General features: G+C 54.7%; 11 protein-coding genes. 4 read left to right on the forward strand and 7 right to left on the reverse strand.

The features are described from left to right. Nucleotides 1–43: 43 nt before the first annotated feature. A complete protein-coding gene (locus WKJ04_RS06210; protein ID WP_337879622.1) occupies nt 44–682 on the reverse strand; it encodes a peroxiredoxin-like family protein in 639 nt (212 codons plus the stop codon). A gap of 162 nt (nt 683–844) precedes the next feature. Between WKJ04_RS06210 and WKJ04_RS06215 the strand changes: the two genes are divergently transcribed. Further along, nucleotides 845–1,999 (forward strand): FAD-dependent oxidoreductase, encoded by a 1,155-nt coding sequence (locus tag WKJ04_RS06215; RefSeq protein ID WP_337879623.1) that lies wholly within the window; start codon nt 845–847, stop codon nt 1,997–1,999. A 4-nt stretch (nt 2,000–2,003) separates the two neighbouring features. Here the strand turns inward: WKJ04_RS06215 and WKJ04_RS06220 are convergent, their stop codons facing one another. The 3 genes from WKJ04_RS06220 to WKJ04_RS06230 are packed head-to-tail and all read right to left on the reverse strand — an operon-like array spanning nt 2,004 to nt 6,697. Next, a complete protein-coding gene (locus WKJ04_RS06220; RefSeq protein ID WP_337879624.1) occupies nt 2,004–4,334 on the reverse strand; it encodes a beta-L-arabinofuranosidase domain-containing protein in 2,331 nt (776 codons plus the stop codon). Between the two features lie 3 nt (nt 4,335–4,337). Continuing rightward, a complete protein-coding gene (locus tag WKJ04_RS06225) occupies nt 4,338–5,285 on the reverse strand; it encodes a glycoside hydrolase family 43 protein (RefSeq protein ID WP_337879625.1) in 948 nt (315 codons plus the stop codon). Between the two features lie 26 nt (nt 5,286–5,311). Then, entirely contained in the window at nt 5,312–6,697 is a 1,386-nt protein-coding gene (locus WKJ04_RS06230; protein WP_337879626.1) for an MFS transporter, read from the reverse strand. Nucleotides 6,698–6,999: 302 nt separating this feature from the next. On the opposite strand from WKJ04_RS06230, the gene WKJ04_RS06235 reads away from it, so the two are divergent. The 3 genes from WKJ04_RS06235 (at nt 7,000) to WKJ04_RS06245 (ending at nt 10,391) form a co-directional block, all read left to right on the forward strand. Beyond that, nucleotides 7,000–8,019 carry an arabinan endo-1,5-alpha-L-arabinosidase gene (locus WKJ04_RS06235; protein ID WP_337879627.1) on the forward strand — a complete coding sequence of 340 codons (1,020 nt, stop codon included), beginning with the start codon at nt 7,000–7,002 and terminating at the stop codon, nt 8,017–8,019. A 19-nt stretch (nt 8,020–8,038) separates the two neighbouring features. Then, complete coding sequence (locus tag WKJ04_RS06240) at nt 8,039–8,416, forward strand: RICIN domain-containing protein (protein ID WP_337879703.1); 378 nt, start codon at nt 8,039–8,041, stop codon at nt 8,414–8,416. Nucleotides 8,417–8,576: 160 nt separating this feature from the next. Beyond that, a complete protein-coding gene (locus tag WKJ04_RS06245; RefSeq protein ID WP_337879628.1) occupies nt 8,577–10,391 on the forward strand; it encodes a family 43 glycosylhydrolase in 1,815 nt (604 codons plus the stop codon). A gap of 47 nt (nt 10,392–10,438) precedes the next feature. On the opposite strand, the gene WKJ04_RS06250 is transcribed toward WKJ04_RS06245, so the two are convergent. The 3 genes from WKJ04_RS06250 to WKJ04_RS06260 all read right to left on the reverse strand — a co-directional run bounded on the left by WKJ04_RS06250 (nt 10,439) and on the right by WKJ04_RS06260 (nt 12,791). Beyond that, nucleotides 10,439–10,570: a hypothetical protein gene (locus tag WKJ04_RS06250; protein WP_337842654.1), complete on the reverse strand. Its 132-nt coding sequence runs from the start codon at nt 10,568–10,570 to the stop codon at nt 10,439–10,441. Nucleotides 10,571–10,713: 143 nt separating this feature from the next. Beyond that, nucleotides 10,714–12,327 carry a methyl-accepting chemotaxis protein gene (locus WKJ04_RS06255; RefSeq protein WP_337879629.1) on the reverse strand — a complete coding sequence of 538 codons (1,614 nt, stop codon included), beginning with the start codon at nt 12,325–12,327 and terminating at the stop codon, nt 10,714–10,716. Between the two features lie 50 nt (nt 12,328–12,377). After that, the gene (locus tag WKJ04_RS06260) at nt 12,378–12,791 is read right to left on the reverse strand and encodes a phosphate ABC transporter substrate-binding protein (RefSeq protein ID WP_337842656.1); all 414 of its coding nucleotides are present in this window, start codon (nt 12,789–12,791) and stop codon (nt 12,378–12,380) included. Nucleotides 12,792–12,793 lie beyond the last annotated feature (2 nt).

A 12,793-nucleotide genomic window follows, 5' to 3' on the forward strand; every position in this document is an offset into this window, starting at 1 on the left:
AAGCAGGGTTTTTATGCAGCATTCACGGGCAAAAATGCGGGTTTTATTCGGTTTCGTCCAGCGCCAGCCGGGCGGCGTGCAGCAACAGCTCAGGCTGTAACCGCACCTTGTAATTGATATGCGTAAAACTGTATTGCAGCAATCCGTCAGCCCCGACCAGATACACAGCGGGCACTGGCAGTACGACTTTGCCTGTGCTGGCTTCTTTATTCAGGTTTAGTTTGTACTGGTTCAGATAAGCATCGCTGGTTTTGGCGTCCAGGTAATAAGCAATACCAAAAGCTTGGGCGGCGACAAACTGGCTGTCGGACAGCAGAGTATAAGGTAAAGCGCCGCCTTTGGTGTCCTGGCGGCTTTTGGCAATAGCAGCAGGGCTGTCTGGCGTGATGGCCAGGATTTGATAGCCAAGCGCAGTCAGTTTAGGTTCAATGTCGCGCAAGCCAGCCAGTTGGGTGTTGCAATAAGGGCACCAGCCGCCGCGGTAAAACACCAAGACTGTGGGTTTGCCGAGCAGGCTTTTTAACTGCACAGGCGCGCCGGTTTCATTCTGTAGCGCCACATCCGGCGCTGGCAAGCCGGCTGGCACAGGCCGCACTTCCATCTGGCTGGAGGCTATCTCGCCGGCCTGGGCTGCGCCAGTCAGGCTAAGTAAGGCAAATAAAGTGGTATAAAGGCGTTTCATTGGGATTCTCCATGTTTTGGTGTCTGATAAAACCGGCGTCAACGGGTTTTTCTTTCAGGGATTTGAAAAAAACTCCTGCGCCAGCGCAAAAGACAGCGACGTTTTTTCCGGTAGAATGGGGTCAATAGCGGGTCGCAAAGCAGCGGATAACAAGGCAGCAGCATGCAAAAATTTGATGTGATTGTCGTCGGTGGCGGCATGGTTGGCGCTTCTGTAGCGCTGAAACTGGCGCAAGGTGGTCTCAAGGTCGCTTTGGTAGAGCGTCAGACGCCTAAAGTGTACGATGCGGCGCAGCCGCTGGATTTGCGGGTTTCTGCCATCAACCAACGCAGTGAAGCCTGGCTGACAACACTGGGCGCCTGGTCCTTGTTGCAGCAATGGCGGTTGTGCCCCTACCGCCGCTTGCAGGCCTTTGAAGGGGAAAGGCCGGGCCTGACCTTTACCGCGGACGAACTCAGGCTGAGCCATTTGGGCCATATCATTGAAAACACCCTGATCCAGCAAGCCTTGTGGCAACAGTTTCCACAGGAGTTGACGCTGTTTAGCCCGGCCACTGTGACAGGCTTTACTCAGCACCCGGATGATGCACAGTTAAGCACGACAGAATTTGGCAACTTAAGCGCAGAGCTGGTGATTGCCGCGGATGGTGGCCAGTCGCAGCTGCGTCAGCTCTCAGGTATTGGCAGTACAGGCTGGATGTATCAGCAGGCTTGCCTGGTGTTGGAGGTGGATACCGAATTGCCGCAGCAGGACATCACCTGGCAGCAGTTCCACCCAACAGGGCCACGGGCTATGTTGCCTTTGCCCGGCCATAAAGCCTCCTTGGTCTGGTATGACGCCCATCAGAAAGTACAGCAACTGGCGGCTCTGAGTTTAGCCGAGCTGACAGTGCAGGTGCAGACGGCTTTTCCGGCGAAACTCGGCGCTGTGCAGGTCACACGTTGTGCCTGGTTTGGCCTGGCTCGCAGCCATGCCAACACTTATGCCAAAGGCCGGTTGGTGCTGGTCGGCGATGCCGCCCACAGCATTAATCCGCTGGCGGGGCAGGGCGTGAATCTGGGGTTTGCGGATGCCAGTCTGCTGTGTGAGTTACTGCTCGGTGCCGACACTGGTCAGCTGGCCAGTGAAGCTCTGCTGGCGCGTTATGAGCGCGAACGACGTCGCGCCAATGGCCTGATGATGAGCGCGATGGACGGCTTTTATCAGTTGTTCAGCAATGAGCTGCCGCCGCTGAAACTGGCACGGCAGCTGGGCCTGACGCTGGCCGAGCGGGCCGGGCCATTGAAGCGGCTGGTCAGTCGTTATGCAGTGCTGTAAGCCGCTATTCATGTCTGAGCAGGCGCACACCATAAATACCGCCGGCAATACTGCCGGGTTTGGCGACAAACTTTAGCCGGAAGCTGGTTTTTCCCTGTAACCACTCGGCGGGGATCGGGTATTCCACGTTATACCAGTCGGCTTTGCCTGTGCCGGTCAGGTTCACATCGGCCAGCTTCTGCTCGTCAATCCAAAGCTCAAACTGGCGGTTCTGGTCCAGACCATAATAATCCAGTTGCAGCAGGGCCGATGTTTCCCCCTGCGTTGCCAGTTGGTAACTAAACCAGCCGCGGCTATGGCGCCAATGCCTGTTGCTGTTGACTCCGGCTTCGCTTTGTTCGCCCTGATAAAAATGATCCGATTCAGGCTGCTGCTCGCCGGGGAAGACTTTATCCAGGGTTGCTGCAGCAAGCCGCTCGGCAGCGGCATCCGCTTGGCGCTGCGCCTGCTGCTGCGCTTGCGCCTGCTCCGCACTTAACTGCTGAAAATACAGCTGATAACGGCTGTCGTGCAGGCGGAAAAATGGCAGCAAGGTGGCCGGGCCGCCAGTCAGCGCCCCGGTTTGAAATTGCAGTGGCTGGCTTGTGACAGGACGAATGCTCCGTAAAAAGCCTTGTGGGTCACCTATATGCAGTGGAGCTGCGGATAAAGGGCAGCTCTGACCGCTGGCAATATGGCCCATCCGGCTGTCATCGCCAATCAGCTGCAGCTGTTCGCCGGCAAAAGGCTGGCTTTTTTTCGCCAGCGCCAGAGGGCCAAACAGCACTGCATAATACTCCGGCTGCGTTGGCATCATTTCCAGGCTGAGCTGCATGGGCCAGTCTATCTCGATACGGTCGCCTTTTTTCCAGGGGCCGGACAAGGTCAGGTACTGACGGGGCTGGCTTTGCACCGCCAGCACCTGGCCATTACGACGGACCTTGAGCTGACCGGCAGCCACCCAGCCAGGGTGGCGGATTTTTAAGGCGACCCTGCTGTCGGCATCAATACGAATGCGGCTCTGGCTGTTGTCTGGAAAGTCACTGAACTGGGTCAGCTGAAGTTGCGGGCTGAGCAGGCTGGAGGGGGCCAGCAGATTCACCGCCACATAGTCCGGGTCCAGACTGTAAATGGCTTCGCCGTGTTTACTGTGGCTTTCAATACCGGAGCCAACGCAGCACCACATGCTTTGGTCCACTTTGGAATACACCCGGTAATGCTGCGGCCGCATCGGCGTAAAGTACACCAGGCCACCATGGTGTGGGTGCTGGCTGGCCAGAATATGGTTCAGCAGGGTGCGTTCGTAATAATCCAGGTAGCGCAGCTCAAAGGTCTGCTGGTACAGCAGCAGCGCCAGCTTCATCATGTTGTAGCTGTTGCAGGTCTCAGGCCCTTCTACCTCATTCAGCATGGGGTCGAAATTGTTTTTATCGTGAAAGTGTTCTCGCACGCTGTTACCGCCTATCACGACGGTGCGCTCTTTGACCACTAAATCAAAAAAGTAGCGGGCGGCATTCAGGTAGTCGGGGCGACCTGTCAGTTGGGCCATGCGGGCAAGGCCGACAATTTTCGGAATTTGGGTATTGGCATGCAGACCGGTCAGCCGGTCCTGATGCTGCACTAAGGGCCGGACAATACGCTGTTCGGTAAAGCGCCCGGCCAGCGTCAGATAAGCCGGGTCCTGCAGCAATACTGACATATCGGCCAACACTTCGTTCATGCCGCCATGTTCAGTCAGCAGCAGCTGTTGCAGCTGCGCATCCGACAGCTCCGCGGTCAATTGCTTCAGCCACTGACCAAAGCCACTGAGCAGGGTTTTGGCACGCGCATCACCGGTTTGAACCAGCACGTCACGCAGCCCGGCAAAGGTTTTATGAATATTGTAAAAGGGCACCCAGCTTTTATTCAGGCTGAAGAAGTCGGCGTCAATCTGCCCCTGCTGAATTTGTTGCCACAGCGCCTGGCTGCCAGGCACACCGCCGAGGTAGCCATTGCCGTTGGCTTGTTGGATTTTTAACAGCTCAGTGAGTACAACACTCAGCCGTTGTTTAACCAACGGGTCGTCCATAGACGCTGACATCAGTGCCAGCGCCGATAAATAATGGCCCAGCATATGGCCATCCAGCCCGGTATTTTCCCAATTGCCGTAGGAGGGGGCGGCCAGTGCTAATCCAGCTTCGCGTTTCAGAGGGGCCAGCAGGCGCTCCGGCTCCAACGCCAGCAGATACTGCAGATTGGTTTGTTGTGCGGCCAACAGCGGGCCTCCCAGGAGGCGGACCTGATGGAGCGGGGCCAGCTCCAGTGCCTGAACTGGGATCAGCACCAACAACAGGACACTGAACAGAACCCGCTTCATCTTTTACTCCTGCACTGACGGTCGGCCAAACACCGGCATGCCCTGTTCATCCCAGCGCAGCGCTTTGACATAGGTATGGCGGTTTGGATCCCACAGCGGATCGCCGACAATTTCGGTGTAGGTACGGGCGTGGTAGACCAGCAAGTCGGTGACACCGTCTTCGGCCACCGTAAAGCTGTTATGGCCAGGGCCATAAACTTTGTGTTCAAAGCAGCTTCGTAGCACTGGTGTTGGCGATTTATGCCAGCTGGCCGGGTTCATTGGGTCGGCATTTTCATTGGCCCACAGCAGACCCATCGCGTAGTTGGCGTCTGTTGCACTGGCCGAATAGCTGATAAAAAGTTTGCCGTTGCGCTGCAGCACACTGGGGCCTTCGTTCACCCAAAAGCCAATGGTTTCCCAGTCGTATTCAGGCTTACTCAGCAGCACGGGCGCGCTGCTGAGGCGGTCCGGTGTATCCATGGTGGCGATATACAGGTTACTGTTGCCTTCAATGGCCATGTCTTTTTGGGCCCAGAGGTAATACAGCTGGCCTTTGTGTTCAAAGGTGGTCGCGTCCAGACAAAAGGTGTCGATGCCGGTATCAATCTGGCCTAAAAACTCCCAGCGGCCTTCAATAGGGTTAGCATCCTGACAGCGGATCACATACATGCGATGCTGAAACAGTTGGTGTTTAATTTCGCGGCTGGGGGCGGCGGCAAAATAGATGTACCAGGCACCCTGGCGAAAATGGATTTCCGGTGCCCAAATCAGCTCTGAATAAGGGCCTGTGTCTGGTTTCAGCCAGGCGGTCACCGGCTTGGCCTGAGGAAGTCCGGCGATAGTGCGGGCACGGCGAAGTTCCACCCGGTCATAGGCTGGGACTGAGGCAGTAAAGTAATACCAGCCGTCGCTATGCCGGTAAATACAGGGATCGGCCCGTTGTTCGATCAATGGCTGAAGTAACTGCATAAAAACTCCGTTATTGCTCCATTCTGTTAATTGGCACTGACAGTGTTTATCTGCGCAGCCGCCGCATCAGGCTTTGGGCTGACAGGCGCCCCTTGTTGCATTTGCAGATAAAAGCGGTCGGTAATTTTGTATCTGTACATCAAGAGGCCCATCAGCAAATGAAACAGGCCTGGGATCACCGACAGCATCAGAGCGATACCCAATAAACTGAATTCGGTCTGAGGCTGATCCGGCTGGTAGCCAAAGTACGTCAGCAAGGAGCCCACCATAAAACCGGCAATCCCCATACCGGCCTTTTGACAAAAGGAGATGCCACCAAAGGCCAGGCCTGAAACACGCTGGCCGGATTTGTGTTCGCCGTAATCCACCGCTTCGGCAATGGCCGACCAGAACACTGGTGCATGCAAATCCACCACAAAGGACAGCAGGAAATACAGCACAAAGGCCAGCCAGACGTCGCCCGGGCTGACCAGCACAAACAGCAGACCGCTTAGCAGTGCGACCAGGATCTGGCTTTCGCGGAACAGTCTGACCTTGCAGTAACTTTTAGTGATCCAGGTGGACGCCACCATGGCAAGAATAGCGGCCACTACACCGGTCGATAAAAAGGCAGACATGAGAGCGGCGTCGCCACCCAGATAATACTTGGCGTAATAGGCGGCAACTGAGCCCCGGATCACATAACCAATGGTGCCGGTCACGCAAACTGCGCACAGTACCAGCCACTGATCGTTTTTCAGTAGCAGGCAGCATTGTTTCCAGAATGGTTTTTTATCCACCTGATGTTGCAGCCGCTCAGTGGTGGTGAAAAAACAAAACAGAAACAGCAGGCTGGCCATAGCGGCCATCAGGCCCATCGCCGCCTGATAGCCGGCAGCCAGATTCTCAGCATCCCAGTACTGCGCCAGCACCGGCACTATGATGGTGACCAGAAAGGCGGCAATTTTGGCGAAAAATAAGCGGTAGCCGTTGGCCGATAGCCGCTCTTTCGGGCAGTCGGTTAACACGCCAATCAGCGAAATATAAGGAATGGTGACTGCCGTAAACATCAGGGTGACAAAGATATAGGTGGCATAGGCCCAGACCAGTTTGCCGTTGTAGTCCAGATCCGGTGTGGAGAAGGTTAAAAACACCGATATACCAAAAGGGATGGCCATAAACAAAAAGTAATGGCGGTAGCGGCCCCAACGGCTGGTGAATTTGTCAGTCAACATGCCCATCAGTGGGTCAGTGACCGCGTCAATCATGCGCACCACTAAAAACAAAATGGCGATATCTTCCGGCTTTAAACCAAAAATATCAGTGTAGAAAAAAGTAATAATCAGCATCATGGAGGAAATCACCACGTTGACGGCCATATCGCCGGCACCGAAGCCTATTTTCTCCATAACCGACAATTTATAACCGGCCATGTCTGTCCCCTGTTGAGCCCGCTGCACCGGTCTGACGCCGTGCTGTTGAGTGCGGTGTTATATTAAGTCTTATAGTATTACTAATAAAGTTGGTTTGACAAGCCTGTTTGACTCACGCCAAAACTACTTTGTTTTATAGTTTTATATCAATGGTTTAGCTAATACTTCTGAAAGGCTTTTCCTGGCAAGCCGCCTGTGTTATCTGAATTGATGAGGCCTTGTCCGCCGACTTTAGATTGGCGAGGCGAAAATCTTGTGTTATTTGTATGACAAATTAAAAAACAGCAACGACAGGGGATGACATGAGAGGGTTTTCGATGGGACTGGCCTTGGCGGCCAGCCTGAGTCTGGGCTGCAGTGAAGCGACGCCTCAGCAGGTCAGCATTCACGACCCCGTACTGGCCAAACAAAATGGCCAGTATTTTTTATACAGTACAGGGCCTGGTATTACGTTTTACCAATCTGCCGATCTGCAGCACTGGACTCTGGCCGGCCGGGTGTTTGCCACAGAGCCTGACTGGGCAACGCAGGTGGCGCCGGGGTTTAACGGCCACTTATGGGCACCTGATATCTTCCACTTTCGGGGGAAGTATTACCTGTTTTATTCCGTATCGGCCTTTGGCAAAAACACCTCGGCCATCGGCGTCACGGTCAGCCAATCGCTGAACCCGGCCGATGCGGAGTACGGCTGGACCGATCAGGGCATAGTGCTGCAATCCGTGCCTGAGCGGGATTTATGGAACGCGATAGACCCGGCGGTGATTCTGGATGAAGCTGGCGAGCCCTGGATGAGTTTTGGTTCCTTCTGGGCGGGGTTAAAGTTGGTCAAGCTGGATCAAAGCCTGACCAAAGTGGCACAACCTGAACAGTGGGTGACACTGGCAAAAGCAAATCGCCCCTGGCAGTTGGCCGACACTGAACCTGGCCCGGCAGAGCTGGAAGCGCCTTTTATCTATCAGAAGGAAGGGTACTACTACCTCTTTGTGTCTTATGGTAAATGCTGCCGCGGCAAAGACAGTACTTACCACATGGTGGTCGGCCGCTCAAAAAGCCTGCAGGGCCCCTATCTGGATAAAGACGGCAAGCCGATGACTGAAGGCGGTGGCACAGTGCTGCTCAAAGGCACCCCGGACTGGCCTGGCTTGGGCCATAACTCGGTGTATGGGATGGATGGTAAAGACTACCTGGTTTTCCACGCGTACGAGCAGGCCGACAATGGGTTGCAAAAACTGAAAATTACGGCGCTCGACTGGCAGGACGGCTGGCCAGTGGTGAACCCACAGAACTGGCTGAACTATCAAAGCCAGCTTATTCAGCCTTGAGCCGGCGCCTTGCCATGACATTCCGGAGGCCGCCAGCACCAGCAATGGTGCCAATATAGAGCAGAATGCTTTGAGCAGGGGCCTGCATCAACAATGGCAGTTGATCAGTCTGGGCGATGGCAGCTACAGCCTGATCAACAGCCACAGTAGTCAGGCGCTGGATGTCTGGGAAATGTCGACTGCCGCCGGCGCCAATATTGCGCAGTGGCCTTATTGGGGTGGAACAGGTCAGAAGTGGACTCTTGAAGATGCTGGCGCTGGTTATGTCCGCATCCGCTCGGTATTAAGTGGTCTGGTGCTGGATGTCAGCGGTGCCAGTACGGCCAATGATGCCAATGTTGTGCAATGGAACCAGACTGGCGGCAGCAATCAGCAGTGGTTGCTTGAACGCCTTTAGTCTTTGATATTTCTAAAAAAGGGCGGCTTCGGCGGCCCTCTTGTGTTTTATGGGTTGCTGATTTATTTTATGGTGGTATTGTATTACAAATAAAATCGCAGGCTTTTTAAACGCCGGAATAGCCCTGTAACAGGGCCAATGACACAGGGGATAGTTGGATATGAAATTGACCAGCCTGGGTTGGGCCATTGGCCTTGCCCTCTCGCTCCAGGCCTGCACACCAGCGCAACAAGCCACTGAAACAGCCGCCGCTGCACCAGAACCTGCGGCCAGTGTTCCTGAAGCAAGCAGCCAGCAGTTTACCAACCCGCTGTTTGTCAATGGTGCCGACCCCTGGCTGGAATACTGGAATGGCAACTACTACCTGACGACGACCACCTGGACCTCGCAACTGGTGATGCGTAAATCACCGACTTTGGCGGGTCTGGCAACCGCGACGCCGGTCAATGTCTGGTCTGAAACCAACCCGAAAAGTTGCTGCAATTTCTGGGCTTTTGAATTTCACCGCCTGCAGGGACCCAGTGGCCCGCGCTGGTACCTGATGTACACCTCAGGCAAACAGGAAAACCTGGATGGTCAGCATTTGTCGGTGCTGGAAAGTGCCGGCGATGATCCTATGGGGCCATACAGCTACAAAGGATCGCCGATGCCGGACAGCTGGAATATCGATGGCAACTACCTGGCGCACAATGGCAAGTTGTACCTGCTCTGGTCGGAGTGGGTGGGGGATGAGCAGCTCAATTGGATCAGTGAAATGTCCAACCCCTGGACCTTAACCGGTGATCGCATGGTGTTGTCGCGCCCGGAGCTGCCCTGGGAGCAATCCGGACGCAAAGTGAACGAGGGGCCGGAAGTGCTGAAACACCAGGGCCGCACCTTTGTAGTGTATTCCGCCAGCTTCTGCGACACCCCGGATTACAAGCTGGGTGTGCTGGAATTAACTGGCGACAATCCAATGAGCCCGGCCGCCTGGAGAAAATATGACCAGCCGTTTTTTGAACGTACGGACGGTGTCTATGGACCTGGCCATAATGGGTTCTTTACATCACCGGATGGGACTGAACGCTGGCTGGTGTATCACGGCAATAATAAGGAGACGGACGGCTGCGGGGCCAGCCGCTCGGTGCGGGCTCAGCCTTTCAGTTTTGACGACAGTGGTCTGCCGCAGTTTGGCAAACCAGTGCCGGAAGGCAGGGCCGTGACCGCTCCCAGTGGGGAGAACGGGCCTTTAGTGGTGCGGCCGGAAGGAATCCGTTGGGCCCTGCGTCTGAATGACACAGAGTGCCTGACGTATAGCGGTGCCGGCGGTTGTGACCAGAGCCATTGGGTGCTGGACCCAACCACAGCAGGCCGCTACCGACTGGTCAGCGAGGAAGGTCTGGTACTCAATGCCGATTTAACGACAGGACCCTGGCTGAACAGTGCGGCACAGCAGTGGCAACTGCTGCCTGCAGGAACAACTGGCTGGCAACTGGAAAACAGTGCGACGCAGCAAAAGTTGAGCCTGCCATGCCAGGGCGGCCAATGCGCTGAGCTGCGGTTGTTGCCACAAGGCGTCACAGTGCTCAGCAGCCGTCAAAGCGGCAAAGTGCTTTCCAGCTCCGGCTGTGAACTGAAAGCAGGGGTAACTCTGACGCAGCGCAGCTGGGATGGGTCGGCCTGTCAGTTGTGGCTATGGCAGAATACAGAGCAGGGCATGCTGCTCAAGCCTGCTCAAGCGCCAGAGCTTTGTGCCCAGGTCCATGCAAATTCATTGTCGGCAGGTGCGGAGCTGGTGTTGGGCAGTTGCGAAGCTAAAGCGGCGGTCTGGACCATGCAGCATCAATCCAATGGGGCTGTGGTATTGCAGTCAGTGCACAGCCAGCAGGTACTGGATTTACCAAGTTGCGCACTGGCAGGGGACACAGTACTGCGTCAGGCGCCAGCCGAAGCTGACAGGTTATGCCAGCAATTTTATCTGCGGGAACCTGACTGACTTAAGCGCACAACAAAGCCGGAATCGAACTCAACTGATCAGCAGTTTTAGTTATAACCCAATTCCACTATGGCTTCAGCTTCGTCCGGTTCATCGGCCGGAGGTAAAGTTAATTCGCCTTCTGGGGTGGGCAAAGAACGCCAGGCATCACTATGGCCCGGCGGCAGAGTCTGTTGCATTTTTTATCCTTAACTATAAATGTGTTATTGTAATACAAATTGGGTTGGGTGAATTTTAGGCATACTACCGGCAATTTGCAAGGGGAATGGCTGGCAGGAAAAAACAAAGCCGGCAGATGCCGGCTTCAAAAACAGAGATGAGGTTACTCTTTAAACTTCGACGCCACCTGGTGCAGGTCACCAGCTAACTGACGCAGTTGGTCCGAAATATGGGCGACGGTTTGTTGCACTTCAATGGTCCGGCTGAACGAGGCGGCCATCTGGTGGGTGTTATCCAAGACCTGGCTGGCGACCATAGTTTGCTCTTCAGTCGCGGTGGCGATTTGCGCATTCAGCAGGTTGATCTTGTCGATTTCCTGGTGAATTTGTTCAATGGATCCACCGGCTGCAGAAGTCAGCTCCGCACTGTCATGGGCCCTGTTGACCGCCTTATCCATCAGTTTGACCGCGCTGTCGACATTTTGAGTCAGCTTGGCCAGCAGTTCGCGAATGGTGGTCACTGAGGCCGCAGTGCGGGATGACAACAACCGCACTTCGTCTGCGACCACAGCAAAACCCCGGCCTTGTTCGCCGGCCCGTGCTGCCTCAATAGCGGCGTTTAAGGCCAGCAGGTTGGTCTGATCGGCAATGTCATTGATGCTTTTTAAAATACCGCCCACTTCCTGGGTTTGTTGCGCCAGCTCTGTAATAACCTGGCTGGTCTGTGCTATTTCGCTGGCCAGTGCTTTGGATGCCTGCACAGAGGTGGTGGTTTTTTGCAGACCGGACTTCGCCAACTGGCTGGCATCGTTGGCACTGCCAGACGCTGCGACCGCAGACTGGCTGATATCACCAACACTGCTTTGCATTTCTTCCATCGACTGGGACACAGTGACCGCATCGTTTTTCTGCTGGCCAGCCATCCGGTCCAACTCGCGCATGCCTTCGGCCAGTTGATCGGCATTGCGGCTCAGCGGATCCACCAGGTTGGCGATCGATAAAAATGAGTTTTGTAACAAGGCTATAAAGTTATTGAAATTGTGCGCCACTGCGCCGAATTCATCCTGAGAGTCAATAGGCAGACGGCTGGACAATGAACCTTTGCCTGATGCCAACACTTCCAGCGAACTGGCCAGATTGTTTGCTGATGTGCTGATTGCCCGGCCTATCACATGACCTACGGCTGCCATCGCCAGCAACAACAGGCTACCTGCTACAATCACAATGGTGACTGAGCGGGTGGAGGTTTCATCCATATCGACTAAAACGCCCTGAAAGTTATGGTCAGTCTGGGTACCATAAGCTTCAAATGCTGCTTTGGCTTTTTCATAGAGCTGGGTTTTTTCCTGCACTTTCTTCGGCGCTTCGGCTAAATCCAGGGTGCCGTCGATCATCGACTGGGCTATGGCGTTGGCGGCTGCCGCATACTCTGAAAACATCTGCTCTAAGGTGCTGAGCTGACTGATATTGCCGGTGTCCAGCTGCTTTAATTTCGACAGGTTGGCCAGTACCCGTTCCCGGGTATTTTGTGCTGTGGCCAAAATATCCGGATCGGATAAGGACACCGCCTGAGTAAAGAACTCCTCGACCGCGTTAAACTCGACAACGGTCTGAGAGGCCAGTTTGGCACTGTCGTACATGGTGTCTTTCAGCAGGTTAATGTTACCCCCATTGCGGGCGGTAAAATAAATCGACGAACTCAGAACTATTAAAAAGGCCAGGATAGCTATGGCAATAATCAGCCAGATCTTTTTCAGCAAACTCAGGTGTTTCAGCATAATGAGTGTCCACACTGCAAAAAGCGGGTACAGGGCACCCGCTATGGGCTTTAGTTCAGCGTCAGGGCAACTTTGACATTGGCATTGACGGCACCGGCACTGACATAACCAATGGCTCCCGGTGTCTTGGCCACGTAATCCAGAACTTCCTGTTCAGAAGCCAGTTCTTTGGGTGGTGTGCCTTTGCCGGTGAATACCAGTTTAGACCAATAGGCTTTCATCTGGCTGGATGAGCGGCCCAGGGCTTTTTGGTCAAAATCAGCTCTGACAGCGACTGAGTCGGCCAGATTCACGGCTTCAGCGGCTTTACCATCGGCAAAGCTTTTACTGCGGCCGGTGTAAATTTTATTCAGGTCATCCTGGCTGACAGCAGCGCCATTGGATGGATGAACGATCACTGCCACGTTGGCAAATGCGGCCACACTGATGCTCAGCGCTGCAGCTGCGAAGATAGTTTTCAGCATAA

Source organism: Rheinheimera sp. (assembly GCF_037442345.1).
Lineage (GTDB): Bacteria > Pseudomonadota > Gammaproteobacteria > Enterobacterales > Alteromonadaceae > Pararheinheimera.